Origin of the sequence: Streptomyces sp. NPDC091371 (assembly GCF_040684275.1) — a bacterium.
Lineage (GTDB): Bacteria > Actinomycetota > Actinomycetes > Streptomycetales > Streptomycetaceae > Streptomyces.
The window spans coordinates 1-26,925 of the sequence record NZ_JBFBFP010000033.1; the positions used below are offsets into that span (position 1 = coordinate 1).

Below are 26,925 nucleotides of genomic sequence, written 5' to 3' on the forward strand. Positions count from 1 at the left end.
GGCCTGTCAAGGGTGGCCGAAGGCCATCGCGAAGCGACGCGAACGAAGTGAGCGCCCTTTACAGGCCGGCCCGACACGGAAGGACTATGGGACTGCCGGGAAACCCCCCGCGCCCTCTCTGATTCCGCCCAGCCCGGACCCCGCCAACCGCGAAGCCCCCGCCCCAGCCCGGGGCGGGTGGGCAAACACCGCCCCGCCACCACCCCCCGAGGGGGTAAAAGTCCCGCTCGCGCGTGAACCCGTACCGCCCCGCCCCGCACCCCCCCGCTACCCCTGGCCGGAGGCCGTCAGGCGGGCCGCCGCGCGGCGTTGGCGGGTGTTGGAGCCGTGGAGGAAGCGGATCACCGTTTCCAGTTCCTCGGTGGTGAACTCGCCGCACAGTTCCGCGACTTCCCGCGCCCAGTCCTCGTACACCGGCTCCAGCTCGCGGATCTTCTCCGGACGTACCTCGATCACCACCCGCCGCTTGTCCGTCGGGTGTTCGGCCCTGCGTACGTAGCCCTTGCGCTCCAGGCGGTCCACCAGGCCCGTGACGGAGGCCGGGGCCAGGCCCGAGTGCTGGGCCAGTTCCTTCGCGGTGAGCGGGCCGTGGCGCAGGAGGAGGTCGATGGTCTTGGTCTCCGTCGCGCCCAGGCCGCGCCGCTCGGCCACCGCCGAGTGGAACATCACCGTCACCGCGCTGGTCTCCCGGCCGGTCCGGTTGAGCTCCTCCAGTACCGCCGCGCGCCGTGCGTCTTCGCTCATGCGGCCACCGTACCAAGAATTTAGTTCGTCCGAACGAAAGAGTTGCGATCACGGCTGCCCGCGTGCAAGCCTTTCGTTCGTCCGAACGAAATAATTGAGGCCCTGGAGGCTGAGAGCCGTCATGACCCCGTATCCCCGCCGCTGGGCCGCCGCCGTCGTCATGATGGTCGCCGCCCTCATGGACCTGCTCGACGTCACCATCGTCAACGTCGCCATCCCCTCCATAGGCCGCGACCTGCACGCGTCGCAGAGCGCTCTGCAGTGGCTCGTCTCCGCCTATCTCCTCGGCTTCGCCGCCGCCCTGATCGTCTCCGGCCACCTCGGCGACCGGTACGGGCGCAAGGCGCTCTTCCTCGCCGGGACCGCCGGCTTCGGTCTCGCCAGCCTCGGCTGCGGCATCGCACAGAGCCCCGGCCAGCTGATCGCCGCCCGCGCCGTCCAGGGCGTCATGGCCGCCCTGCTCATGCCCCAGGTGCTCGGCTCGTTCCGCACCCTCTTCCAGGGCAAGGAGCGCGGCGCCGTCTTCGGGATGTACGGGGCCGTCGCCGGTTTCGCCTCCGCCGTCGGGCTGCTCCTCGGCGGGCTGCTCACGGACGCCGACCTGTTCGGGTGGGGCTGGCGGTCCGTGTTCCTCGTCAACGTGCCCGTCGCCGTGGTCACCCTCCTGGCCGGCGCGGTCCTGGTTCCCGCCACCCGGGAGCGCGGCGCCGGGCGGCCCGACCTGCTCGGCAGCCTCGTCCTGGCCGCCGGGCTCGTGGCGATCGTGCTGCCGCTCGTGCAGGGCGAGGCCAACGGCTGGCCGGTGTGGGGCTGGCTCTGCCTGGGGGGCGGGGTGCTCGCCGTCGCGGGCCTCGGCGTCTTCGAGGCCCGGCGGGGCGGCACGACCGTACCGCTGCTGCCCGCACGGGCGTTCCGGCTGCCCGCCTTCTCCGTCGGTCTCGCCGTCCAACTCCTCTTCGCCGTCGGCATGCAGGGCTTCTTCCTGGTCTTCGCGGTCTGGTTGCAGGGCGGCGAGGGCTACACCCCGATGCAGGCCGGCCTGGTCACCGTCGCCTTCTCGGTCGGCGGCTTCCTCACCGCCCCGGTCGCCGACGCCCTCGCCGTGCGGTTCGGCCGGCTCGTCCTGGCCGCCGGCGCGCTGCTGATGGCGGGCGGCTTCGCCGGGGTCTGGTACGCCGTCGCCCAGTCCACCGCCGCGCACACCGGTGCCTGGCCGCTCGTGCCCGGCCTGCTCGTCGCGGGCGCCGGCCTCGGCTTCCTGGTCGTGCCGCTGGTCAACGTGGTGCTGTCCGCGGTCCCCGCCGACATCGCGGGCGGCGCCTCCGGGATCTTCTCCACCGCCCAGCAGTTCGGCGGAGCCCTCGGCGCGGCCGTCATCGGCTCCGTCTTCTTCGGCGCCCTCGCCGACGGCGGCCCCACCCGCGCCCTCGCCACCGCCATGCCCTGGGTGAGCGCCGGGTTCCTGCTCAGCGCGGTCCTGTGCCTGGCGCTGCCCCGCACCGCGGTGTCCCCCGACCCGCTGCCGGAGGCCGAGCCCGCGGCCGCGTAACGCACGGGTTCGCCCGGCTTCCCGCTCAGCGGGAACACGGCCTCCCGGCCGCGGCCGTCGCAGGCCTACCGTCTGCGGCACCACACACCACCGCGGCCGGGAGGCCCCATGCTGAACGACCAGCTCCGGCGCGAAGCCGCCGGGGTACTGCGCGCGGCGGAGCGGCGGCGGGTCCCCGTACGGCCGCTGACCGAGCTGTACGAAGGCATCGACGCGCAGGACGCGTACGAGATCCAGCTCCTGAACATCCGCCACCGCGCCGAGACCGAGGGCGCCCGCGTCACCGGGCACAAGGTCGGGCTCTCGTCCCCCGTCATGCAGGCCATGATGGGCGTCGACGAGCCCGACTACGGCCACCTCCTCGACGCCATGGAGCTGCGCGAGGACACCCCCGTGCCGGCCGCCGCGTACTGCGCGCCGCGCGTGGAGGTCGAGGTCGGCTTCGTCCTCGGCGCCGACCTGCCCGGCGAGGGCTGCACCGAGGCCGACGTACTGGCCGCCACCGAACGCGTCGTACCCGCCCTGGAGCTGATCGACAGCCGGATCGCCGACTGGCGGATCTCCATCGCGGACACCATCGCCGACAACGCCTCCTCCGCCGGATACGTGATCGGTGAGGGACGCGACCCGCGCGAACTCGACCTGAAGGCCGTCGAGGCCCGCCTGACCAGCGGCGGCGAGACCCTTGCCACCGGCCGTTCCGACGCCGTGCTAGGCGACCCCGCCACCGCCGTCGCCTGGCTGGCCCGCACCGTCGCCCGCTTCGGAGTCCCGCTGCGCAAGGGCCACCTCGTCCTGCCCGGGTCCTGCACCCGCGCCGTGGACGTGGCCGCCGGCCGCACCTACACCGCCGACTTCACCGGGCTCGGCTCGGTGTCCCTCTCCTTCTCCTGAGCGCCTGAGGTGACCGTGACCAAGACGAAAGCGACCGCCGCGATCGTCGGCTCCGGCAACATCGGAACCGACCTGCTGTACAAGCTCCAGCGCTCCGCGCACATCGAGCCCCGCTGGATGATCGGCGTCGACCCGGACAGCGAGGGCCTGGCCCGCGCCCGCCGCGCCGGCCTGGAGGCCTCCCACGAGGGCGTCGACTGGCTCCTGGGCCAAGACGAGCTCCCCGACCTGGTCTTCGAGGCCACCTCCGCGTACGTGCACCGCGCCAACGCCCCGCGCTACGCCGAGCTCGGGATCCGGGCGATCGACCTGACCCCCGCCGCCGTCGGCCCGGCCGTGGTGCCGCCCGCGAACCTGACCGCCCACCTCGACCGGCCCAACGTCAACATGATCACCTGCGGCGGGCAGGCCACCATCCCCATGGTGTATGCGGTCTCGCGCGTGGTGCCCGTCGCCTACGCGGAGATCGTCGCCTCGGTCGCCTCCGTGTCGGCCGGCCCCGGCACCCGCGCCAACATCGACGAGTTCACCCGCACCACCTCGCGCGGCATCGAGGAGATCGGCGGCGCCGCCCGCGGCAAGGCCATCATCATCCTCAACCCCGCCGAACCTCCCGTGATCATGCGGGACACCGTCTTCTGCGCGATCCCGCCCGACGCCGACCACGCGGCCATCGCCGCCTCCGTCAAGCAGATCGCCGCGGACGTGGCCACCTACGTCCCCGGCTACCGGCTGCGCACCGAGCCGCAGTTCGACGAGCCCTCCGCGCTCAGCGGCGGGATGGCCCGGGTCGCGATCTTCCTGGAGGTGGAGGGCGCGGGCGACTACCTGCCGCCCTACGCCGGAAACCTCGACATCATGACCGCCGCCGCCACCAAGGTCGGCGAGGAGTTCGCGAAGGGGATCGCCGCGTGAACAGTCCGAACACGTACTCCGAGACGCTCGACATCCGGGTCACCGACTCCTCCCTGCGCGACGGTTCGCACGCCAAGCGCCACCAGTTCACGGGCGAGGACGTGGCGTCGATCGTCACCGCCCTCGACGGCGCGGGCGTCCCCGTCATCGAGGTCACCCACGGCGACGGACTGGGCGGGTCGTCGTTCAACTACGGCTTCTCCAAGACCCCCGAGCAGGAACTCATCAAGATCGCCGCCGAGACGGCGCGGAACGCGAAGATCGCCTTCCTGATGCTGCCGGGGCTCGGCGTGAAGGACGACATCCGCGCCGCCCACGCGGGCGGCGGGCAGATCTGCCGGATCGCCACCCACTGCACCGAGGCCGACATCTCCGTCCAGCACTTCGGCCTGGCCCGCGACATGGGCCTGGAAACCGTCGGCTTCCTGATGATGGCCCACTCCACCACCCCCGAGAACCTCGCCCGCCAGGCCCGGATCATGGCCGACGCCGGCTGCCAGTGCGTGTACGTCGTCGACTCCGCCGGCGCCATGGTCATGGACGAGGTCACCGACCGCGTCGCCGCCCTCGTCGCCGAACTCGGCACCGACGCGCAGGTCGGCTTCCACGGCCACGAGAACCTCGGCCTCGGCGTCGGCAACTCGGTCGCCGCCGTGCGCGCCGGGGCGCTCCAGATCGACGGCTCCACCCGCCGCCTCGGCGCCGGCGCGGGCAACACGCCCGTCGAGGCCTTCGCCGCCGTCTGCCAGAAGATGGGCATCCGCACCGGCATCGACGTACTGAAGATCATCGACGCGGCCGAGGACGTGGTCCGGCCCGTCATGGACGACGAATGCCAACTCGACCGGATGGCCCTGCTCATGGGGCACGCCGGCGTCTACTCCAGCTTCCTCAAGCACGCCTACCGGCAGGCCGAGCGCTACGGCGTCTCCGGCGCCGAGATCCTGCTGCGCGCGGGAGAGCGCCGCCTGGTGGGCGGCCAGGAGGACCAGCTCATCGACATCGCGGTCGAACTCGCCGAGCGCTAGTGCTGTGACCGGCAAGGTTCACCGGGTCACGGCGCCCGGCACGGCACCTCGCTGCGTTGTCGGACCGCGCAAGTACGTCCAGTACGAGCCGCGGCCCTCCGCCTTGCGATGCACCGCACCGGACACCGCGACCCGGCAATCCTTTCCGGCCACAGCACTAGGGCGCGAATCCAGCCCCGCCGGCGCTCCAGCCGACCTCGAACCACACCACACCGCTTACCCCGACGAAGTGGAGAGCCCCCATGACCTCAACCGAAGACGCGCCCCGCGTGATCGAGGCGGCCGCCGTGCCGACCCGGTTCGCCCGCGGGTGGCACTGCCTCGGGCTCGCCACCTCCTTCAAGGACGGCGCCCCCCACGAGGTCAAGGCGTTCGGCACCAAACTCGTCGTCTTCCAGGCCGAAGGCACCGGCGAACTGCACGTCCTGAACGCCCACTGCCCCCACATGGGCGGCAACCTCGCCCACGGCACCGTCAAGGGCGACACCCTCGCCTGCCCCTTCCACGACTGGCGCTGGTCCGGCAACGGCCGCTGCGCCGCCATCCCCTACGCCCGCCGCGTCCCGGCCCGCGCCCGCACCCGCGCCTGGACCACCCTGGAGCGCAACGCCCAGCTCTACGTCTGGCACGACCCGGAGGGCAACCCGCCGCCCGCGGACGTCACCATCCCGGAGATCGAGGGCGTCGGCAGTCCGGAATGGAGCGACTGGAGCTGGAACTTCCTGCGGGTGGAGAACTCCAACTGCCGGGAGATCGTCGACAACGTCGTCGACATGGCGCACTTCTACTACGTGCACTACGCCTTCCCGCACTACTTCAAGAACGTCTTCGACGGGCACGTGGCCACCCAGTACATGGAATCCACCCCGCGCGGCGACGTCGACCTCGGAACCCTCTCCACCGGCGGCGGCCTGCGCTCCGACGCCTCGTACTACGGCCCCTCGTACATGATCGACAAGCTGTGGAGCGACGTCGGGGGAGGGGTCGAGCTGGAGTCCGTCCTGATCAACTGCCACTACCCGATCGACGAGAACAGCTTCATGCTCATGTACGGGGCGATCGTCAAGAAGCTCCCCGGCATGACCGACGAACAGGCCGCCGACGCCGCCCGCCTCACCTCCGAGGGCCTCGCGGTCGGCTTCGAGCAGGACGTCGAGATCTGGAAGAACAAGACCCGCATCGACAACCCCCTCCTGACCGAGGAGGACGGGCCCGTCTACCAGCTGCGCCGCTGGTACGAGCAGTTCTACGTGGACGCCGCCGACGTCAAGGACGAGATGGTGCGGCGCTTCGAGTTCGAGATCGACACCACCCGCGCGACCGCCGCCTGGAAGGCCGAAGTCGCCGAGAACCTGGCCCGCCGCGCGGCCGAGGCCGGCTGATGCGCCCCGTCGCCTGCGCGGAGTGCGGGACCCAGGTGCTCTGCGAGAAGTTCAGCGCCGCCCACACCCAGGTCCAGTGGACCGACGAGGCCGCCGCCACCTGCCCCCGCATCGCCGCCCGGGTCTCGGCGGGGGAGCTCAGCGCCCGCGTCCGCTCCTGTGCGGCGCTGCGCGCGAGCATCGACGCGGCGGTCCGGGAGGGCCGGCTGGAGGTGCCCGCCGATGTCTGAGTACGAGGCCGCGCCGGCCGACGGCTCCGGGGCGGTGCGGGTGCGGGTGCGGGAGCGGGTGCAGGAGACGCCGGACGCGGTCTCCCTCGTACTGGACTGCGACCTGCCCTACGCACCCGGCCAGTTCCTCACCCTGCGGGTGCCCGGCGGCGCGGCCCGCTGCTACTCCCTGGCCAGCTCCCCGCACACCGGCGAGCCCATGCGGATCACCGCCAAGCGGGTGCCCGGCGGGCTCGGCTCCGGCTGGATCTGCCAGGAGGTGGCCGCCGGGGACGAGCTGGAGGTCCTGCCGCCCGCCGGCACCTTCACCCCGGGCCCCGGCGGCCTGGACCGGGACCTCCTCCTCGTCGCGGGCGGCAGCGGGATCACCCCGGTGCTCTCCCTCGCCAAATCGGCGCTCGCCGCCGGCCGGGCCCGGATCGCCCTGGTGTACGCCAACCGGGACCCCGAGTCGGTGATCTTCCGCGACGAGCTGTGGGGGCTGGCCGAGGCGCACCCCGGGAGGCTGACCGTCATCCACTGGCTGGAGAGCCTCCAGGGACTGCCGACCGCCGTCCGGCTCGGCCCGCTCGTGGCCCCGTACGCCGCCCGCGAGGCCTACCTGTGCGGGCCCGGCCCGCTGATGGACGCCGCCGAGAGCGCGCTGCGCGCGACCGGGACGCCGGGCGGCCGGGTCCACCGCGAGCGGTACTTCTCGCTCGGCGGCGACGTCTTCGGGCCGCGCCGGGCGGCCGCCGTCGCGCAGGGCCCGCACGCCACCGCAGAGGTCGAGCTCGACGGCGCCTCGCACACCGTGCCCTGGCCCGACGGGACCCCGCTGCTCGACGCCCTGCTCGCCGCGGGCGTGCCGGCCCCGTACTCCTGCCGGGAGGGGGCGTGCAGCGCCTGCTGCTGCCGGGTGGTGGAAGGAAAGGTCACGATGGTCCGCAACGAGGTCCTGGACGAGGAGGACCTGGCCGAGGGCTACGTCCTGGCCTGCCAGGCCCTGCCGGCCGGCGACCGGGTCAGGATCACCTACCAGGGCTGAAAGCGAACGGGCCCGGCCCCCTGGCGAGGGGTCGGGTCCGAGGCCTTCGTCCATGCGATGGGATATGACTACCCGCTACATCCACTCGCTGAACCGCAGCCAGCCCATCATGTTGTCCATCGCCTGCGCCGAAACGGCCGGTTCGAGGTCGCGCGGCGGCGCCGCGGCCGCCCGCCCCGCCCGCCCGGGCCCGTACAGCTCCCGCCACACCGCCCGCGCGCACGCGCTCACCGCGGGCGCCAGCCGGGCCAGCTCCCGTTCCCCGCGCCCGGTGGAGACCGAGACGGCGGCGACCGCGCGCCCCGCGCCCCGCAGCGGCACCGCCACGCAGGAGATGCCGCGGAAGCTCTCCTCGCGGTCGTACGCCACCCCGCGCTCGCGGGTCGCCGCCAGCTCGGCGCGCAGCGCGAGCGGCCTGATCAGCGTCCTGGGCGTGCGCGGCCGCAGCCCCTGCGCCAGGACGTGCTCCACCTCCGCCGGATCGCTGAAGGCGAGCACCGCCTTGCCGGCGGCCGTGCAGTACGCGGGCATGCGGCCGCCGACCCGGGAGGGCACGGTGGTGGTGTCCGAGCCGCCGATCCGCTCCAGGCAGACCACCTCGGCCCCGTCCAGCACCGACAGGTGCACCAGCTGCCCGGTCTGCTCGTGCAGCTGGTGCAGCAGCGGGAGGGCGGCCCGGCGCAGCCGGTTGTGGTGGGAGGCGAGCGCGCCGAGCTCGAGCATGCGCATGCCCATCCGGTAGTCCCGGCCCTCCCGGTCCAGCCAGCGCAGCCGCACCAGCTGGTCGAGGATCCGGTGGGCGGAGGAGCGCGGGAGCCCGGAGCGGCGGACGACCTCGGTGAGCGAGAGCCGCGGCTGCGGACCCTCGAAGGCGCCCAGCACCCTCGCGGCCTTCTCCAGCAGCGACAGCGGTGCGAGCTCGGAGTCCATGACCTGGTCAAGCACGAGAAACCCCCTGCGTGAGGCGTTGGGGCGACCCTGCCACGGGCCCCCGGGCGGAGGGAAGCACCCGGAGAGATGTATTTCAATCAGTAATACTTCGGGTAGCCAGGTGGAGGCCGGAAGGAGGCCGGAAAGCACACCGGGCCGACCCGGGACGGCCGCGACGGCTCGGGAAATCCCGGAGCAGGCCCGGGCAAGGCCCGGGGCGGCCTTGGGCGGGCCCGGGTGGGTCCTGGGGCGGCCTCGGATTGGCCCGGACGGGTTCCGGCGGGTCCTGGGGCGGCCTCGGGCTGGCCCGGGCGGGTTCGGGCGGGCCTGGGGCGGCCTCGGGTTGGCCCGGGCGGGTCCCGGGGCGGCCGCAGGGCGGCTTCGGGATGGCCCGGCGGCGCCTGCGGGATGGTCCGAGACGCGGCTTCGGGATGGACCGGTGGCGGCTCCGGGAAGGCCCCGGACGCGGCTTCCCACTCACCGGGAACGGCCCGTTCCACGCCCCCGACCCCCGGGCGTACGTTCACCGCACCTCGAAGCCGTCGACGCTGTCGACCCCGTCGACCCTGAGAAAGGGACACCATGAGCGACGAAGACGTCCTCGACGCAGTCCGCGCCCTCGCCCCGGCCCTGCGCGAACGCAGCCCCGAGGCGGAGGCCCAGCGCAAGGTCCCCGAGGCGAGCATCAAGGAGCTCGCCGCCACCGGCTTCTTCCGCCTCCTCCAGCCGAAGGCGTACGGCGGCCGCGCCGCGAACCCGGCCGTCTTCTACGAGGCCGTCAAGGAGATCGCCAAGGCCTGCGGCTCCACCGGCTGGGTCGCCTCCGTCGTCGGAGTCCACCCCTGGCACGTCGCCCTCTACGACCCCCGCGCCCAGGAAGAGGTCTGGGGCACCGACCCCGACACCCGCATCTGCTCCTCCTACGCCCCCACCGGCAAGGTCACCCCCGTCGACGGAGGCTTCACCGTCAGCGGCCGCTGGCACTTCTCCTCCGGCTGCGACCACGCCGACTGGGCCCTGCTCGGCGGACTCGTCACCGACGCCGACGGCCGGCCCGTGGACATGCGCACCTTCCTCGTCCCGCGCTCCCAGTACCGCATCGACGACGTGTGGGACACCGTCGGCCTGCGCGGCTCCGGCTCCAACGACATCACCCTGGACCAGGTGTTCGTCCCCGAACACCGCGCGCTGAGCTTCGGCCCCGTCACCGCCCTGAAGGTCCCCGGCCACGAGGTCAACCCCGAGCCGCTCTACCGGCTCCCGTACGCCTCCGTCTTCACCACCACCATCTCCACCCCGATCGTCGGCATCGCCGAGGGCGCCTACGAGGCGTACGTCGCCGCGACCCGCGAGCGGTTCCGCATCTCCTACGGCCAGCAGGTCGCCGAGGACCCCTTCGCACAGGTCCGCATCGCCCGCGCCGCGAGCGACATCGACGCCTCCTGGCTCCAGCTCCGGCGCAACATCGACGAGCTGTACGCCCTCGCCGAACGCGGTGAGGAACTGCCCATGCCGCTGCGCACCCGGGCCCGCCGCGACCAGGTCCTGGCCACCGAGCGCTGCGTCGCCGCCGTCGACCTCCTCATGGAGAACGCGGGCGGCAGCGCCATGCGCAGCGGACCGAACCCCGTCCAGCGGGCCTGGCGCGACGTCCACACCGGGCGCGGCCACGCCGCCAACGACCCCGAGCGGGCCCTCGTCCTCTTCGGCCAGGGCGCCCTCGGCCTCGACATCCAGGACACCATGCTCTGATGATCACTTACGAGAGCACCTCGCGCACCGCCAAGGCCGGCGGCCTGAACCTCCACTACCACGAGGCAGGTCCGGTCGAAGGTCCGGTCGTGATCCTCCTGCACGGCGGCGGCCCCGGCGCCTCCGCCTGGTCCAACTTCGGCCGCAACCTGCCCCACTTCGCCGAGCGGTTCCGCACCCTGCTCGTCGACCAGCCCTGCTACGGCAAGTCCGACAAGCCCGAGCTCGACAAGGACTTCTTCAGCTTCGCCGCCGACGCGATGGCCGCCCTCATGGACGAACTGGGCATCGAAAAAGCCCACTTCATCGGCAATTCGCTCGGCGGCGGCACCGCCACCCGGATGGCGCTCGACCACCCCGACAAGGTGGACAAGCTGCTGCTCATGGGCCCCGGCGGGATCTCGCTCAACCTCTTCTCGGCCGATCCGACCGAAGGCATCAAGCGGCTCTTCGAGTTCGCCGGCAGCGCCGAGCCCACCCGTGAGCAGATGCGCGCCTTCCTGACCACCCTCGTGTACGACCCGGCGATCGTCACCGACGAACTCGTCGAGGAGCGCTACGCGCAGGCCACCGACCCCGAGTCGGCCCTCGGCAACGCCCGGATGGGCGCCTCCTTCGCCAAGTGGCCCCAGGACACCATGCTCTGGCGCGAGGCGCACCGCATCACGCGGCCCGTGCTCCTCACCTGGGGCCGCGAGGACCGGGTCAATCCCGTCGACGGGGCCTTCGTCGCCCTCAAGGCCATCCCCGACGCCCGCCTCCACGTCTTCCCGCGCTGCGGCCACTGGGCGCAGACCGAGGCCGCCGCCGAATTCAACCGACTCGCCACCGACTTCTTCCTCCACTAGGAGCCCCGCATGGACATCCGCGCACTCGGATACCTCCGCATCGAGACCGCCGACCTCGCCGCCTGGCGCAGCTACGTCCTCGACGTCCTCGGCATGACCGAGGCCCAGGGCTCGACGGACGCGCAGCTGAACGTCCGCATCGACGACCGCATCCACCGCTTCCAGTTCGTCGCCGGCGCCCAGGACCGCCTGCTCGCCGCCGGCTTCGAGGTCGCGAACGCCAAGGCCCTCGCCGAGGCCGCCGCCGAACTGGAGGCCGCCGGATACGCCGTCAAGCCCGGCGACGCCGCCACCCTCGCCGACCGGCGCGTCCAGGGCCTGGTCCACTGCGAGGACCCCAGCGGAAACCCCCTGGAGATCTACTGGGGCCAGGCACAGGACCACACCCCGCTCGCCGCCCCGTACGGCAACCGCTTCGTCACCGGCGAGCTGGGCCTGGGCCACGTCGTCCTCCCGGCCCCCGACACGGAGGCCACCCTCGACTTCTACGAGAACCTCCTCGGCTTCCAGCTGCGCGACTCGATGAAGCTGCCCCCGGTCGCGGTCCCCGCCGGCGCCCCCGGCAAGGACTTCCACTGGATGCACTTCCTCAGCCCGAACCGGCGCCACCACAGCCTGGGCCTCTACCCGGGCGCGCTGCCCCCCGGCATCGTCCACTTCATGGTCGAACTGGAGCGGCTCGACGACGTCGGCTACTGCCTGGACCGGATGAACAAGGCGGGCATCCCCATCGCCTCCACCCTCGGCCGCCACTCCAACGACCACATGGTCTCCTTCTACGCGCAGGCCCCCGGCGGCTTCCAGGTCGAGTACGGCTGGGACGGGCTGATCGTCGACCCCGCCACCTGGACGGCGAAGGAGATCACCGCGGACAGCTTCTGGGGCCACCAGTGGAACGGCTGACCCCAGCCCTGGCCGACGCAGCCCCGGTCGACCCGGCCTCCTTCCGCGAGGTCCTCGGCACCTTCGCCTCCGGGATCACCGTCGTCGCGGCCGTCGGGGACGACGGCCGCCCGGCCGGCCTGGCCTGCCAGTCCTTCGCCTCCCTGTCCCTGGACCCGCCGCTGGTCCTGCTGTGCGTGGGCAAGTCCTCCTCCAGCTGGCCCGCCGTCCGGGCGGCCGGCCGGTTCGGGGTCAGCATCCTCGCCGAGGAGCAGCGCGAGGTGTGCCGGGCCCTAGGGCGGCGCGGCGGCGAGAAGTTCGACGGGGTCGACTGGGAGCTGTCCGAGCACGGCGCCGTCCGGATCTCCGGGGCGCTCGCCACCGTCGACTGCGCCCTCGAAGAGGTCCACGAGGCCGGCGACCACTACCTGGTCACCGCCAGGGTCCTCGAACTGGCCGCCCGCGACGGCGGATCGCCCCTGCTGTACTTCCGCAGCGACTACGCCACCGGAGCCTTCGAATGACCGACCAGAGCGAGCACGAGTACGAGTACGACGTGGTCGTGGTGGGCTCCGGCGCCGCCGGCCTCGCCGCCGCCGTCACCGCCCGGCTGCGCGGCCTGACCGCCCTAGTCGTCGAGAAGACCGACAAGTACGGCGGCTCCACCGCCCTGTCCGGCGGTGCGATCTGGGTCCCCGGCAACCTCCACCTCGACCGGGCCGGCCTCGCCGACACCTACGACAAGGCCCGCGCCTACCTCGACGCCACCGTCGGCGACCGCGTCCCCGCCGCCCGCAAGGACGCCTACCTCGCCCACGGGCCGCGCATGGTCAGGGAGTTCCACGACCGCACCGACATCCGCTTCATGTACACCCCCGGCTACTCGGACTACTTCCCCGAGGCCCAGGGCGGCATGGCGCAGGGCCGCTCCATCGAGCCGTGCATCGTGGACTTCAAGCGGCTGGGGGTGCTGCGCCACGACATGCGCCGGGCCGGCCTGCCGACGTACGGGCTGACCATGACCTCGTACGACTTCCGGTTCCTCAACATGGTCAGCCGCACCTGGGCGGGAAAGAAGGTGTCCCTGAAGGTCGGGGCGCGCGCGGTGAAGGCCCTGGTCACCGGCCGCACCCTGCTCTCCCTCGGCGAGGCGCTCGTCGCCCGGATGCGGCTCTCCCTGCACCGGCTCGGCGGTGACCTGTGGCTGTCGGCGCCGCTGACCGGCCTGGTCACCGACCCGGCCGGCCGGGTGACGGGCGTACGGGTCACCCGGGCCGGGCGCGAGGTGACCGTACGGGCCCGGGGCGGGGTGGTGCTGGCCTCCGGCGGCTTCTCGCACGACCAGCAGCTGCGCGAGAAGTACCTTCCGCAGCCCACCTCCACGGCATGGACGCACGCCTCCGAGGGGCAGACCGGCGACGCCCTGCGGCTCGGTGAGGAGCTGGGCGCGGCCACCGACCTGCTCGACAAGGTGTGGGGCGCGCCCTCGGTGTGCCCGCCCGGTGAGAAGCCGTTCTTCCTGGTCGCCGACCGGGGCATCCCGGGGATGGTCATCGTCAACGAGGCGGGGGAGCGGTACGCCAACGAGGCCGCGCCGTACCACGCGTTCGTGGACCGGATGTACGCCGCGGACCGGCCCGAGGCCAGGACCGTGCCGTCCTGGCTGATCCTCGACGCCCGCTCCAAGGCCCGGTACATCTTCGCGGGCCTGTTCCCCGGGCAGCCCTTCCCCAAGCGGTGGCTGGAGAGCGGCTTCCTGAAGCGGGCCGACAGCCTGGAGGAACTGGCCCGGCAGATCGCGGCGCCCGCCCTGCCGGCGGCGATCCGCCGCTTCAACGGCTTCGCCGAGGAAGGCGTCGACGAGGACTTCGGGCGGGGGAGCAGCGTCTACGACCGCTACTACGGCGACCCGACCCTGCCCAATCCGAACCTGGCGCCGATCGACAAGGGCCCCTTCTACGCGGTGCCCGTGCACCCCGGGGACATCGGCACCAAGGGCGGCCTGGTCACCGACGGGGACGGCCGGGTGCTGCGGGAGGACGGAGGCGTGATCGAGGGCCTGTACGCCTCCGGGAACTGCTCGGCGGCGGTGATGGGGGAGACCTACCCCGGCCCGGGCGCGACGATCGGCCCGGCCATGGCCTTCAGCTGGGCGGCGGTCAACGCCATCGCCGCGCAGGGCCGCTGACGGAAGGGAAGGGTGTGCCCGGCCTGGTGGGCCGGGCACACCCCCGTCACGGGGAGGTGCCTAGGACAGCTTGCCGTCGTAGTCCGGCAGCTTGACGGTGAGTTCGGCGTGCCCGCCGACCAGGTCGCTCGCGTTGTTGCCGATGTTCGCGATGATCGTGTAGCCGCGCGCCTCGATCTCCGCGCGCTTGCCGGTCTTGTAGGCGCTGACCTCGTCGAACAGGTCGGGCAGGTCGCGGACGTAGAGACCCGAGACGGGGTAGCCGACGGACCGCAGGTTGCGCTCGGTGAGGGAGTAGATGATCCCCGGGCGGGCGGTGACGAAGAAGATCGCCACCCCGCGCTCGTTCGCGTACCGGGTCAGCTCGCGGACCTTGGCGATCGCGGGGGTCGGGAAGGTCCAGAACCAGTGGAAGTCCGTCTCCAGCGAGCTGTTGTCGATGTCGAGGACGATCGCGGGCTTCTCACCGGCGGGCGCGTTGGCGATGCGCTGCTCGATCGCGGGGCGGACCGCGTCGATGACCCCTGCCACGTCGCGCTGCCAGGTGGCGTAGTCGATCCCGAGGATCGCCGCGTTCCCGCCGGGTGCCGAGGCGGTGTAGGACGCCTTGGCGGTGGGGGCGGCCTCGGCGGCGGTGGCCGGAACCAGGGTCAGGACGGCGGTCGCCGCGGCCAACGCGGCAGTGGTGGCGGCGGTACGGGTGCTGCGCATGTGGGGACGCTCCTCGATCACGCATTGGCATGTACGCGACCAGAATTGGCCAGATCCCCACCCATGTCTACTGGTCGGTAGGAAACTTTTCGTGGCCGTCGGGTGAAGTGCTACGTCTCGCACTCCAGCACCGTGCGGCACAGCCCGCACCGCGCCCTCAGCCGCCCGCGCACCGGGACCCGCACCCGCTGCCCGCACACCGGGCAGGGGAAGCTCACCCGCGGCGGGCCCCCGTCCTCCGACTCGAAGCGGTACGCGGCACCCGCCCCCCGCGCCGGAACCGCCCCGGCGCGCCGGTCCCTGGCGTAGCGCAGCCGGGCCACGGGCCCCGCGGCGGCCAGCGGAGCCCGGCGGAGGTCCCGCTCGGCCACCGCGCGGCCGCGCACGTACGCCTCGTACGCCTGCGGGCTGGTGAACCAGGACGACGGGTCCTCGCCGAACAGGGCCGCCCGCTTGGCCAGGACGAACCCGAACTCCTCCGGCGTGAGGTAGCCGAACCGCTGGCGGGTCAGCGCGTCCTCGCGATAGGCGTCCAGCAGCAGCCAGCCGGCCCCGAGATAGGCGGCGGCGGTGTCGGTGAGGATCTCGTTCTCCGCGGTGTCGTGGAAACCCAGGCCCAGCCGGTGCAGCAGCACGTGCGCCACCTCGTGGGAGAGCGCGGCCGCCAAGTCCCGGCGGTGCGTGCGGAAACGGTCGTTGACCTCGACGAAGTACTCCGGCCCCGCCGCCAGCTCCACCGCGGCGGCCTCCTCCATCGGCCGGAAGCTCACCACCATGCGCGCGTCCGGCAGCCGCAGGGCGCGCACCACCGCGGAAGCCACCCGCTGCGCCCCCAGGTACAGGTCGTCGGAGGCGTCGAAGGCCGCGTCGGCGGGGGCGAGGCTCGTGGCGTAGGCGCGGATCCCGTCCGCCGACAGCCGCCGGAACAGCGCGGTGATCGAGGCGCGCACCGTCGGCAGGTGCGGAAATCCGTGCGCGACGGGGCTGCCGGGCCTCCCGTTGTGCGTCATCGGACGCCCCCCGCCGCAAGCTCTCCCGCACCTGCCCGCTGTTGGCCGAAATCGCCTTCTTGATGCCCGACTCCCGCCGGGTGTGTCATGACCCCGTCATCCCTTCGATGGCGCGCACCGCCCAACCCCCCACGAAAGGCAGTGTGTTGACTGTGACCACCCTCGCGCGACTCCTCAAGCGCACCCTCGGCGCCGGCGCGGTAGCCCTCGCGGCCATCAGCCTCCAGCCCGGCACCGCCACCGCCTCGCCGACCCCCGTCGTCGGCGGCACCCGAGCCGCCCAAGGCGAATTCCCCTTCATGGTCCGCCTCTCCATGGGCTGCGGCGGCGCCCTCTACACCCAGCAGATCGTCCTCACCGCCGCCCACTGCGTGGACGGCTCCGGCAACAACACCACCATCACCGCCACCGCCGGCGTCGTCGACCTGCGCAGCTCCAGCGCCATCAAGGTCAAGTCCACCAAGGTCCTCCAGGCCCCCGGCTACAACGGCCAGGGCAAGGACTGGGCCCTCATCAAGCTCGCCAAACCCATCAACCTCCCCACCCTCAAGATCGCCGACACCAAGACCTACGACAACGGCACCTTCACCGTCGCCGGCTGGGGCGCCACCCGCGAAGGCGGCTCCCAGCAGCGCTACCTCATGAAGGCCACCGTCCCCTTCGTCTCCGACGCCGCCTGCCAGGCCGCGTACGGCAGCTCCCTCGTCCCGAGCCAGGAGATCTGCGCCGGCTACCTCGACCAGGGCGGCGTCGACACCTGCCAGGGCGACTCCGGCGGCCCCATGTTCCGACGCGACAACGCGGGCGCCTGGATCCAGGTCGGCATAGTCAGCTGGGGCGAAGGCTGCGCCCGCCCCGACTACCCCGGCGTCTACACCGAGGTCTCCACCTTCGCGGCGGACATCAAGGCCGCCGCAGCCACCCTCTAGCAGCCACCCCTCGTCCTTCCGGCCGAACCCGAACCGGCCGGAAGGACGAAGCCCCGCACCCCCCGCGCCCGTAGGGTCTGCAACAGCACCACGAGGCCGGACCGCCGCTGCCCCCGCCCTGTGCGGTTGCGGGCCGCCGCACACGACGGTCCCATGGGAAGGATCCATCGGCAGCGGGCGACAGTGGGGCAGGCAGCGCATGGCGATCAGCGTGGTCATCGCGGACGACCAGGAAATGGTCAGAACCGGCTTCCGGATGATCCTCGAGAGCCAGCCGGACATCGAGGTCCTCGCCGACGTCGTCGACGGGCAGGCCGCCCTGGAAGCCGTCGAGACCCACCAGCCCGACGTCCTCCTCCTCGACATCCGCATGCCGAAACTCGACGGCCTCGAAGTCACCCGGCGCCTCTCCGACCGCGACCGGCCACGCATCGTCATCGTCACCACCTTCGACCTCGACGAGTACGTCCACGCCGCACTCCACGGCGGAGCGTCCGGCTTCCTCCTGAAAGACGCGAGCCCGGCCATGCTGGTTGAAGCGGTCCGCGCGGCAGCCGTAGGCGACTCCCTCGTCTCGCCCGCCATCACCGTCCGCCTCCTGCGCGAAATGGCCCCCCGCACCCCCGCGGGCCAAGCCCGCCGCCCCGCCGAACCCCTCACCGAACGGGAACGCGAAGTCGTACGCTGCCTCGCGCGCGGCCTGACCAACGCCGAGATCGCGGGGGAGCTGTACGTCTCCCTCTCCACGGTCAAAACCCACCTGGCCAACGTCCAGGCCAAACTCGACGCCCGCAACCGCGTGGAAATCGCCGCCTGGGCCTGGGAAAGCGGCCTGGCCGCCAGTGCGGCGTGACGCCGCACCCCCACCACACCGCGGGCAGCCGGGGGCTCCGCCCCCGGACCCCCGCGCCTCAAACGCCGACGAGGCTGGAATTGCCCTGCGGGCAATCCAGCCGCGCCGGGCAGCAGGCATCAGCCGAAATCCAGCCCCTCCGGCGTTTGAGGCGCGGGGTCCGGGGCGGAGCCCCGATCTTTGAGCCGCGCACGGCAGGCGGCACCAGCCACATCCAGCCCCGCCGGCGTTTGAGGCGCGGGGTCTGGGGCGGAGCCCCAGGGGCCCGCGGCGCAGCCGCCCCGTACCAGCCCGCACCCACCCGGGTCCGGGACGCAGTCCCGCGGGGCACCCCATGAGCCCCCTCAGCGGCTGGGCCCGCCGGCACCCCCACACCGCCGACCTGATCCGCCTCGCCCTCTCCCTCGTCCTCCTCGCCCTCGTCACCTTCGAGGGCGTCGTCCTCGCCCGCCAGCCCAGCCTCCCGCACGCCACCGTCTGGGTGTCCGGCATCCTCGTCTGCCTCAGCGCCGCGCCCTGGCCGCGCATCCCCCTCCTCACCCGCGCCTGGTTCGCCGCCGCCGTCACCTGGACCGCCACCCTCGCCCTGATATTCGGCAACCACCCCCTCATCGTCTGGGGCGGCGGCGAGGCCCTCGCCCTCCTCGTCCTCCTCTCCCAGGTCCTGCTCCGCGCCCCGGCCCGCACCGCCGCCGTCCTCGGCCCCCTCCTCGGCCTCGGCTGCATGGCCGTACCCGTCCGCGACACCGACCCCGGCCGCTTCACGCTCCTCTTCTCCGTCCTCACCGTCGTCATCAGCACCTACTCGCTGCTCCTGCGCCTCCAGTCCGTCCAACGCGTACGCGACCTGCACGCCGTCCGCACCGCCGAACGCCTCGAGCTCGCCCGCGAGCTCCACGACCTCGTCGCCCACCACGTCACCGGCATCGTCGTCGAAGCCCGCGCCGCCCGCTTCACCAAGGTCTCCGCCGAACACGCCGCCGAGATCTTCGGCCGCATCGAAACCGCCGGCGACGAAGCCCTCGGCTCCATGCGCCGCCTCGTCAAGATCCTCCGCGAGAACGACGGCCCCACCGGCCCCACGGCCACGGCCACCGCCCCCGTCGCCGGCCTCGCCGACATCCGCGAACTCGCCGAACGGTTCTCCGCCACCGGCCCGCCCGTGGTCCTCTACATCGAAGAAGGCCTGGAACACCGCCTCCCCGGCCACGTTGCCGCCACCGCCCACCGCATCGTCCTCGAAGCCCTCACCAACATCGGCAAGCACGCCGCCACCGCCACCGCCGTCCGCGTCGGCCTGCGCACCGTCCCCACCGGCCTCGAACTCCGCATCGCCGACGACGGCGGCCGCCCCGCCAAACTCTCCGAGAACGCCCGCGGCGGAGGCTACGGACTCGCCGGCATGGCCGAACGCGCCGAAGCCCTCGGCGGCACCCTCACGGCCGGCCCCACCCCCGAAGGCGGCTGGCTCGTCACCGCGCTCCTGCCCCTGTGACCCCGGCCGTCTCACCAACCGGCTGCCCCGGGACTTGATCGTCTCCGACACGTATTCTCGGGGACCATGAACAACAGCGACATCGACAACGGGACCGACGCGGGCGTCGCCGCGGAACTCGCCCGCCTCCGGGACAGCATCGACAACATCGACGCGGCCGTGGTCCACATGCTCGCCGAGCGCTTCAAGTGCACCCAGCAGGTCGGCCACCTCAAGGCCCGCCACCAGCTGCCCCCGGCCGACCCGGGCCGCGAAGCCGCTCAGATCACCCGACTGCGCCAGCTCGCCGAGAACGCCAAACTCGACCCGGCCTTCGCCGAGAAACTCCTCAACTTCATCATCGCCGAGGTCATCCGCCACCACGAGACGATCGCCGCGGGCGAAGACGACAAGTAGCGGACGCCGTCCGAGCGGGTGACTGGGGTCCGACTGCCCGCTGCGGCAGCATGGGCCCCATGTCCGCACTGACGCGCAACGAAGCGCGAACCCGAGCCCAGCTCCTCGACGTCCACCACTACGCCGTCACCCTCGACCTCACCACCGGCGACGAAACCTTCGACTCCAGCGTCGACATCCGCTTCACCGCACGCAGCGCGGGCGACACCTTCGTAGAACTCAAGCCCGAACACCTGAAATCGGCCCTCCTGGACGGCGAGCCCCTCCCCGTCACCACCCTCCAGGACAACCGCCTCCCCCTCGCCGGCCTCACCGAAGGCCCCCACGAGCTGCGCATCGACACCCGCATGCGCTACTCCCGCACCGGCGAAGGCCTCCACCGCTTCACCGACCCCGCCGACGGCGAGACGTACGTCTACAGCCAGATGTTCATGGACGACGTCCAGCGCGTCTTCGCGGCCTTCGACCAGCCCGACCTCAAGGCCGTCTTCGAGTTCACCGTCACCGCCCCCGAGCACTGGACGGTCCTCGCCAACGGCATCACCACCCGCACCGGCGAACGCGCCGCCGACGCGGACCGGCCCGCCGCCGGCACCTGGCACTCCGCCCCCACCCCCCTCATCTCCACCTACCTCGCCGCCGTCGCCGCAGGCCCCTGGCACAGCATCCACACCCGGCACGCCGGCCTGCCCTTCGGCATCCACTGCCGCCAGTCCCTCGCCCCCCACATGGACACCGACGCCGAAGAGATCCTGTCCATCACCAAGGCCTGCTTCGACCGCTACCAGGAGAAGTTCACCGAGCCCTACCCCTTCGACTCCTACGACCAGGCCTTCGTACCCGAGTTCAACGCCGGCGCCATGGAGAACCCCGGACTCGTCACCTTCCGCGACGAGTTCATCTACCGCTCCGCCGTCACCGACACCGAACGCCAGACCCGCGCCATGGTCATCGCCCACGAAATGGCCCACATGTGGTTCGGCGACCTCGTCACCCTCGCCTGGTTCGACGACATCTGGCTCAACGAATCCTTCGCCGAATACATGGGCTACCAGACCCTCACCGAAGCCACCCGCTTCACCGACACCTGGACCGACTTCGGCGTCACCCGCAAGGCCTGGGGCTACGACGCCGACCAGCGCCCCTCCACCCACCCCGTAGCCCCCGACCCCGACGACGTCCCCGACACCGCCTCCGCCCTCCTCAACTTCGACGGCATCTCCTACGCCAAGGGCGCCTCCGCCCTCCGCCAACTCGTCGCCTGGCTCGGCGAAAAGGACTTCCTCGCCGGCATCAACACCCACTTCGCCCGCCACAAGTTCGCCAACGCCTCCCTCGCCGACTTCGTCAACTCCCTCGCCGCCCACACCGAACGCGACGTCCACGCCTGGGCCGACATCTGGCTGCGCACCACCGGCATCGACACCCTCACCCCGGAGATCGAGGAGAACCCCGAGACCCCCGCCGGCTGGACCCTCACCATCGACCGCACCGGCACCCGCCCCCACCACATCGCCGTCGGCGTCTACGACCGCGACTCCGCCGACGGCCGCGCCCTGGAACGCACCGAACTCCTCCACCTCGACATCCCCTCCGACGAGGTCCTCTCCGTCAGCGGCCCGCGCCCCGCACTCCTCCTCCTCAACGACACCGACCTCACCTACGCCAAGGTCCGCCTCGACGAAACCTCCGTCGAAACCGTCCTGCGGGGCCTCTCCGGCATCCCCGACCCGCTCACCCGCGCCGTCGTCTGGAACTCCCTGCGCGACATGGTCCGCGACGGCGAACTCGACCCGCACGACTACCTCACCACCGCCGAGGCACACCTCCCCGAGGAACACGACCTCGCCATCGTCCAAGGCGTCATCACCTTCGCCCGCACCCAGATCGCCGTCCGCTACCTCGCCCCCGAACAGCGCACCGCCGCCCTCGCCACCCTCACGACCATCGCCCGCGACCTGCTGCGCCGCACCGAAGACGGCTCGGAACCCGGCCTGCGACTGACCGCCGTACGCACCCTCGTCGACAGCGCCACCCAGCCCGACACCATCGCCGCCTGGCTCGCCGACGACTCCGTCCCCGGCGGCCCCGAACTCGACCCCGAACTGCGCTGGCGCATCCTCGCCCGGCTCTCCGTACTCGGCGCCGTCGACGAAACCGCCATCGACGCCGCACTGGCCGCCGACCCCAGCGCCACCGGCCAGGAAGGCGCGGCCCGCTGCCGCGCCGCGCTGCCCACCCCCGAAGCCAAGGCCGCCGCCTGGAACCGCCTCTTCCACGACGACACCCTGTCCAACTACCTCTTCAGCGCCACCGCCCAAGGCTTCTGGCAGCCCGAACAGACCGACCTCGTACGGGAATACGTACCCCGCTACTACCCCGAGGCCGTAGCCCTCGGCGCCCGCCGCGGCCCCGCCATCGCCGAAGCCGCCGGCCGCTGGGCCTTCCCCGTCTACGCCATCGACGACTCCAACCTCCAGGCCGGCCACACCTGCCTGGAAAGCCCGGACATCCTCCCCCTGCTCCGCCGCAAACTGATCGACCAGCTCGACGACCTCGCCCGAGCCCTCCGGGTCCGCACGAACTAGCCCCCCGGGAAACGGAGAAAGGGCGGGGCGGGGACCAGCTCCGCGCAGCGGCCCCCGCACCCGCCCACCCATCACCCACCCCCGGAGGGAACTGGCCAAACAAAACCCGGAAAAACCCCGGCGGTTACCCCATTCGGGTCTGATCGTTGTACCCGTCGGGCACCGGCTGCCACCGCAGCACCGCCCCGCCAGGTGCCCCCACGACAGGGCCGGCCCCCGCCGCCCCCATTCCCGTGAGGACACCGCCATGACCGCGCCGCCCGGACCCGGAAGACCACCGCTCGCCGGCGGAGCCACCGGCGCGCAATCCCTCCGCCCCCTCCTCGACACCGTCCTCACCGCCCTGACCACCGGCGCGAAGGAACGCGGCGGCCCCCTCCCACCCGGCGGCCCCGACACCGTCACCGCCCGCGTCACCGCCGCACTCGGCGACGTACTGCCCGACCACGGCACCGGCCCGCACGAAGCCCTCACCACCCTCGTCCGCACCCTCGCCGCAGGCGCCGCCGACCCCGCCGAACCCCTCTGCGCCGCCCACCTGCACTGCCCGCCCCTCGCCGTCGCGACCGCCGCGGACCTCGCCGCCACCGCCCTGAACCCCTCCCTCGACTCCTGGGACCAGGCCCCCGCCGCCTCCGCGATCGAAGCACTCCTCACCCGCACGCTCGCCGCCGAGTTCTACGACACCCCCCACGCCGACGCCCTCGTCACCACCGGCGGCACCGAAGCCAACCAGCTCGCCCTCCTCCTCGCCCGCGAACGCCACGGCCCCCACCTCACCGTCCTGCACGGCGCCAACGCCCACCACTCCATCCCCCGCGCCGCCTGGCTCCTCGGCCTCCCACCCGCCACCTCCCTGCCCACCCCCACCGGCACCCTCGACCCCGCCACCCTCGCCGAAGCCCTCGCCACCACCCCCGGCCCCACCCTCGTCACCGCCACCGCCGGCACCACCGACGCAGGACTCATCGACCCCCTCCCACACATCGCCGACCTCTGCGACCGCCACGGCGCCGACCTCCACATCGACGCCGCCTACGGGGGACCACTCGCCCTCAGCCCCACCCACCGCCACAAACTCGCCGGACTCGGCCGCGCCCACTCCCTCACCGTCGACCTCCACAAACTCGGCTGGCAGCCCGTCGCCGCAGGACTCCTCGTCGTCCCCGACACCGCCCTGCTCACCCCCCTCGCCCACCAGGCCGACTACCTCAACGCCACCGACGACACCGAAGCCGGCCTGCCCGACCTCCTCGGCCGCTCCCTGCGCACCACCCGCCGCCCCGACGCCCTCAAAATCGCCGCCACCCTGCGCGCACTGGGCCGCGACGGCCTCGTCGACCTCATCGACCACACCTGCGCACTCGCCCACCAGCTCGCCCGGCTCCTCGACGCCCACCCCCGCTTCGAACTCCACGCACCCCCCACCATCAGCACCGTCCTCTTCCGGCCCACCCACGCCACCGACGAGGACATCGCCACCCTGCGCCGCACCCTCCTCCACCAAGGCCGCGCCGTCCTCGGCCGCACCCGCGCCGACGGCCGGCTCTGGCTCAAAGCCACCCTGCTCAACCCCCACACCACGGCGAGGGACCTGGACACCCTCATCACCCTCCTGGAAGGCAGCACCCGCCGATGACCGCCCAGCTCGATGCACCCCACGACCTCGTCGGAATCGGCATCGGACCCTTCAACCTCTCCCTCGCCGCCCTCGCCCACGGCCTCCCGAACCAAGGAGCCGGCGAACTCGCCACCGCCTTCTACGACCAGCGCCGCGACTTCCGCTGGCACCCCGGACTCCTCATCGACGGAGCCACCCTCCAAGTCCCCTTCCTCGCCGACCTCGTCACCCTCGCCGACCCCACCAGCCCCTGGAGCTTCCTCAGCTACCTCAAGCACAAGGAACGGCTCTTCCCCTTCTACTTCGCCGAGCAGTTCCACATCCAGCGCGCCGAATACGACGCCTACTGCCGCTGGGTCGCCGGCCGCCTCCCCGGACTCCACTTCGGCCACCAAGTCGACGCCGTCCGCTGGAACCCCGAACGCGACCTCTTCGAAGTCGACTTCACCCAGATCGACACCGACGGCGAAGCCGAAGCCCTCGGCCGCACCTACACCCGCAACCTCGCCCTCGGCATCGGCACCGCCCCCTACGTCCCCGAACCCCTGCGCCCCCTCGCCGAAGCCCCCACCGTCCCCGTCATCCACAGCGCCGACTACCTCGACAACCGACAGCGCATCCTCGGCGCCGACCACGTCACCGTCATCGGATCAGGCCAGTCCGGCGCCGAAGTCTTCCTCGACCTCCTGCGCGCCCGCCCCACCGGCCGCGAACGCCTCACCTGGCTCGCCCGCACCCCCTCCTTCGCCCCCATGGAGTACTCCAAGCTCGGCCTCGAACACTTCACCCCCGACTACACCCGCTACTTCCACGCCCTCCCCGAACCCGTACGCGACCGCCTCGTCCCCGCCCAATGGCAACTCCACAAAGGCATCGACGCCGACACCATCGCCGCCATCCACGAAGAGCTCTACCGCCGCACCCTCCACGGCGGCTGGCCCGACGCCGTCCTCACCCCCGGCGTCAGCGTCCGCACCGCCGGCCGCGTCGCCACCACCAAGGTGGAACTCCACCTCGAACACATCGACCAGGGCACCCGCTCCCGCCTCACCACCGACGCCGTCGTCCTCGCCACCGGCTACCAGGAACGCCCCCTGACCCGGCTCCTCGCAGGCCTCGACCCCTACCTGCGCAAGGACTCCTCAGGACGCCCCCGCATCGACGACCGCCACCGGATGATCCTCGACCCCAGCGTCACCGGCAGCATCTTCGTCCAGAACGGCGAACGCCACACCCACGGCGTCGGAGCCCCCGACCTCGGCCTCGCCGCCTGGCGCAGCGCCGCCATCCTCAACACCCTCACCGGCAAAGACCCCTACCCCCAGCCCACCCGCACCGCCTTCACCACCTTCGGCCTCGAACAGCGCGAACACACCCGGCCACGCCCCACCATCGACCTGCTCCCCCTCGTCGAACACCCCTGACCCGACCCCCCGGCGGCCCACCCGCACCCCGGCGCTAGGGTCGCCGCCATGCAGCGAAGCACCGTCGACGGAGTCACCCTCCTGTCGAGCAGCACCCCCGGCACCCTCACCGCCATGCTCGCCTTCGGGTGCGGCATCCGGGACGAAACCGCCCCCACCATGGGCGTCACCCGTCTCATCGAAGCCCTCGTCATGAACGAGACCGGCCCACGCCTCCACCAGTACGGATCCACCGTCCACGCGGAGGAAACCCGCTTCCACGCCGCCGGCACCCCCGAAGCCGTCGCCGACTTCCTGCACACCGTCTGCCGCACCCTGTCCGACCTACCGCTGCACCGCACCGAACACACCGCCCGCCTGCTCGGCATCGACGGCGCCCTGATACCCGAACACCAGGCCGTCGCACCCCTCGGAGCCCGCTTCGGCCCCCACTCCTACGGCCTCGCCCTCCACCACAACGGCGACATGTACACCCGCCTCACCCCCGACACGGTCCACGCACACGCCGCCACCCACTTCACCCGCGGCAACGCCGTCCTCGCCCTCGACGGCCCCATACCCCAAGGACTCACCCTCCCCCTCCCCGAAGGCCCCCCACCCCAGCGCACCACCCCCCGCACCCGAGCCGGCCGCTCCTGGCAGCACCGGCCCGTCGACACCGTCTCCCTGCTCCTCACCTCGGGCGCCTCCTCGGCCCCCGCCATCACCGCCCTCATGACCCTGCGCCGCCGCGTCGAACGCACCGCCCGCGACCGCCTCGGCATCAGCAACAGCGTCACCGGCCACTACTTCATCCGCGACCGCCTCACCCAGGACCGCGTCCTCCTCCTCGACACCGTCGAAGGACACGCCGAAGAAGCCGCGGAAACCCTCTGGTCCGAAACCCGCCGCCTCACCCGCGAAGGCCCCGACCAGACCGAACTCGACGCATTCACCGCCCAGGTCCGCGCCGAACACGACTACATCGCAGGCCACTGGAACAGCCTCGAACGCGCCGTCGCCGCAGAACTCTTCGGCACCCCCTACCTCGACGACCGCACCCTCCTCGAACGCCTCCAAGCCGTCACCCCACAAGACGTACGCCACTACCTGGAACAGGCCCTCACCGACGCCGTCCTCGTCGTCCCCCACCAGACCCACCCCCGCCTGGAAGGCCCCCGCGGCACCGGCCTGCGCAACTCCGACTGCTGGCGCACCGAAGGCCCCGCCACCCCCGGCACCGTCTTCCCGATGCCCCGCCTACGCCGCGCGACACCCGCCGCAACGCACGCGGACACTACGTCCTCACCCCCTGGGGCATCGTCTGCCGCGACGGCAACGACGACGAGCACGACATCGTCTTCAACGAGATCGCACTCATGATCCGCGACGGCGACACCCGCACCGTGCTCACCGGCTGCGGCTGCGACCTGGACCTCCACCCACAGCAGGTCAAGCACGGCGCACGCCTCATCGCAGCCCTCGACGCCGCCGTCCCCGCCCACCTCGTCCACACCGTCCTCTGAACACGCCGACGGGGCCGGAAGCCC

25 protein-coding genes are annotated in these 26,925 nt (G+C 72.4%); 21 read left to right on the forward strand and 4 right to left on the reverse strand.

Annotation, left to right across the window (positions count from 1 at the left end; all coding sequences use genetic code 11):
* Window positions 1-267: 267 nt before the first annotated feature.
* A complete protein-coding gene (locus AB0O21_RS28350) occupies window positions 268-744 on the reverse strand; it encodes a MarR family transcriptional regulator (protein ID WP_365175570.1) in 477 nt (158 codons plus the stop codon).
* A 121-nt stretch (window positions 745-865) separates the two neighbouring features.
* Between AB0O21_RS28350 and AB0O21_RS28355 the strand changes: the two genes are divergently transcribed.
* From AB0O21_RS28355 to AB0O21_RS28385, 7 genes are all read left to right on the forward strand, one after another.
* Complete coding sequence (locus AB0O21_RS28355; protein WP_365175572.1) at window positions 866-2,293, forward strand: MFS transporter; 1,428 nt, start codon at window positions 866-868, stop codon at window positions 2,291-2,293.
* Between the two features lie 108 nt (window positions 2,294-2,401).
* A complete protein-coding gene (locus AB0O21_RS28360; protein ID WP_365175574.1) occupies window positions 2,402-3,187 on the forward strand; it encodes a 2-keto-4-pentenoate hydratase in 786 nt (261 codons plus the stop codon).
* Between the two features lie 15 nt (window positions 3,188-3,202).
* Window positions 3,203-4,102, forward strand: a complete 900-nt coding sequence (locus AB0O21_RS28365) for an acetaldehyde dehydrogenase (acetylating) (RefSeq protein WP_365175576.1) — start codon at window positions 3,203-3,205, stop codon at window positions 4,100-4,102.
* Window positions 4,099-5,130 (forward strand): 4-hydroxy-2-oxovalerate aldolase, encoded by a 1,032-nt coding sequence (gene dmpG / locus AB0O21_RS28370; RefSeq protein WP_365175578.1) that lies wholly within the window; start codon window positions 4,099-4,101, stop codon window positions 5,128-5,130. The genes AB0O21_RS28365 and dmpG overlap by 4 nt, the downstream gene beginning before the upstream one ends.
* Before the next feature lie 242 nt (window positions 5,131-5,372).
* Window positions 5,373-6,512 (forward strand): Rieske 2Fe-2S domain-containing protein, encoded by a 1,140-nt coding sequence (locus AB0O21_RS28375; protein WP_365175580.1) that lies wholly within the window; start codon window positions 5,373-5,375, stop codon window positions 6,510-6,512.
* Entirely contained in the window at window positions 6,512-6,742 is a 231-nt protein-coding gene (locus AB0O21_RS28380; protein ID WP_365175582.1) for a hypothetical protein, read from the forward strand. The genes AB0O21_RS28375 and AB0O21_RS28380 overlap by 1 nt, the downstream gene beginning before the upstream one ends.
* A complete protein-coding gene (locus tag AB0O21_RS28385; RefSeq protein WP_365175584.1) occupies window positions 6,735-7,769 on the forward strand; it encodes a ferredoxin--NADP reductase in 1,035 nt (344 codons plus the stop codon). Before AB0O21_RS28380 ends, AB0O21_RS28385 begins: the two co-directional genes overlap by 8 nt.
* Window positions 7,770-7,844: 75 nt before the next feature.
* Here the strand turns inward: AB0O21_RS28385 and AB0O21_RS28390 are convergent, their stop codons facing one another.
* Complete coding sequence (locus tag AB0O21_RS28390; protein WP_365175586.1) at window positions 7,845-8,714, reverse strand: IclR family transcriptional regulator; 870 nt, start codon at window positions 8,712-8,714, stop codon at window positions 7,845-7,847.
* 567 nt (window positions 8,715-9,281) lie between these two features.
* On the opposite strand from AB0O21_RS28390, the gene hsaA reads away from it, so the two are divergent.
* Genes hsaA through AB0O21_RS28415 form a run of 5 tightly spaced genes read left to right on the forward strand, consistent with a single transcriptional unit; the run spans window position 9,282 to window position 14,369 of the window.
* Complete coding sequence (gene hsaA / locus AB0O21_RS28395) at window positions 9,282-10,451, forward strand: 3-hydroxy-9,10-secoandrosta-1,3,5(10)-triene-9,17-dione monooxygenase oxygenase subunit (RefSeq protein ID WP_365175588.1); 1,170 nt, start codon at window positions 9,282-9,284, stop codon at window positions 10,449-10,451.
* Entirely contained in the window at window positions 10,451-11,299 is an 849-nt protein-coding gene (hsaD, locus tag AB0O21_RS28400; protein ID WP_365175590.1) for a 4,5:9,10-diseco-3-hydroxy-5,9,17-trioxoandrosta-1(10),2-diene-4-oate hydrolase, read from the forward strand. The genes hsaA and hsaD overlap by 1 nt, the downstream gene beginning before the upstream one ends.
* 9 nt (window positions 11,300-11,308) lie before the next feature.
* Window positions 11,309-12,202, forward strand: coding sequence for a VOC family protein (locus tag AB0O21_RS28405; RefSeq protein ID WP_365175592.1), 894 nt, complete (start codon window positions 11,309-11,311; stop codon window positions 12,200-12,202).
* The gene (locus tag AB0O21_RS28410) at window positions 12,190-12,705 is read left to right on the forward strand and encodes a flavin reductase family protein (RefSeq protein ID WP_365175594.1); all 516 of its coding nucleotides are present in this window, start codon (window positions 12,190-12,192) and stop codon (window positions 12,703-12,705) included. Before AB0O21_RS28405 ends, AB0O21_RS28410 begins: the two co-directional genes overlap by 13 nt.
* Window positions 12,702-14,369 carry an FAD-dependent oxidoreductase gene (locus AB0O21_RS28415; protein WP_365175596.1) on the forward strand — a complete coding sequence of 556 codons (1,668 nt, stop codon included), beginning with the start codon at window positions 12,702-12,704 and terminating at the stop codon, window positions 14,367-14,369. Before AB0O21_RS28410 ends, AB0O21_RS28415 begins: the two co-directional genes overlap by 4 nt.
* A 60-nt stretch (window positions 14,370-14,429) precedes the next feature.
* Here the strand turns inward: AB0O21_RS28415 and AB0O21_RS28420 are convergent, their stop codons facing one another.
* Window positions 14,430-15,080, reverse strand: a complete 651-nt coding sequence (locus AB0O21_RS28420; protein WP_365175598.1) for an HAD family acid phosphatase — start codon at window positions 15,078-15,080, stop codon at window positions 14,430-14,432.
* Between the two features lie 110 nt (window positions 15,081-15,190).
* Window positions 15,191-16,090 (reverse strand): hypothetical protein, encoded by a 900-nt coding sequence (locus AB0O21_RS28425; RefSeq protein WP_365175600.1) that lies wholly within the window; start codon window positions 16,088-16,090, stop codon window positions 15,191-15,193.
* Window positions 16,091-16,233: 143 nt separating this feature from the next.
* Between AB0O21_RS28425 and AB0O21_RS28430 the strand changes: the two genes are divergently transcribed.
* From AB0O21_RS28430 to AB0O21_RS28470, 9 genes are all read left to right on the forward strand, one after another.
* Window positions 16,234-17,019: a serine protease gene (locus AB0O21_RS28430; RefSeq protein WP_365175602.1), complete on the forward strand. Its 786-nt coding sequence runs from the start codon at window positions 16,234-16,236 to the stop codon at window positions 17,017-17,019.
* 199 nt (window positions 17,020-17,218) lie between these two features.
* A complete protein-coding gene (locus tag AB0O21_RS28435; protein ID WP_365175604.1) occupies window positions 17,219-17,872 on the forward strand; it encodes a response regulator transcription factor in 654 nt (217 codons plus the stop codon).
* Window positions 17,873-18,206: 334 nt separating this feature from the next.
* Window positions 18,207-19,367, forward strand: coding sequence for a histidine kinase (locus AB0O21_RS28440; protein WP_365175606.1), 1,161 nt, complete (start codon window positions 18,207-18,209; stop codon window positions 19,365-19,367).
* Window positions 19,368-19,433: 66 nt separating this feature from the next.
* Window positions 19,434-19,763 carry a chorismate mutase gene (locus AB0O21_RS28445; RefSeq protein WP_365175608.1) on the forward strand — a complete coding sequence of 110 codons (330 nt, stop codon included), beginning with the start codon at window positions 19,434-19,436 and terminating at the stop codon, window positions 19,761-19,763.
* Between the two features lie 59 nt (window positions 19,764-19,822).
* A complete protein-coding gene (gene pepN / locus AB0O21_RS28450; protein WP_365175610.1) occupies window positions 19,823-22,351 on the forward strand; it encodes an aminopeptidase N in 2,529 nt (842 codons plus the stop codon).
* 247 nt (window positions 22,352-22,598) lie between these two features.
* Complete coding sequence (locus AB0O21_RS28455; RefSeq protein WP_365175612.1) at window positions 22,599-23,990, forward strand: aminotransferase class V-fold PLP-dependent enzyme; 1,392 nt, start codon at window positions 22,599-22,601, stop codon at window positions 23,988-23,990.
* Complete coding sequence (locus AB0O21_RS28460) at window positions 23,987-25,396, forward strand: SidA/IucD/PvdA family monooxygenase (RefSeq protein WP_365175614.1); 1,410 nt, start codon at window positions 23,987-23,989, stop codon at window positions 25,394-25,396. The genes AB0O21_RS28455 and AB0O21_RS28460 overlap by 4 nt, the downstream gene beginning before the upstream one ends.
* 48 nt (window positions 25,397-25,444) lie before the next feature.
* A complete protein-coding gene (locus tag AB0O21_RS28465) occupies window positions 25,445-26,758 on the forward strand; it encodes a hypothetical protein (protein ID WP_365175616.1) in 1,314 nt (437 codons plus the stop codon).
* Window positions 26,755-26,901 (forward strand): hypothetical protein, encoded by a 147-nt coding sequence (locus tag AB0O21_RS28470; RefSeq protein ID WP_365175618.1) that lies wholly within the window; start codon window positions 26,755-26,757, stop codon window positions 26,899-26,901. The genes AB0O21_RS28465 and AB0O21_RS28470 overlap by 4 nt, the downstream gene beginning before the upstream one ends.
* Window positions 26,902-26,925 lie beyond the last annotated feature (24 nt).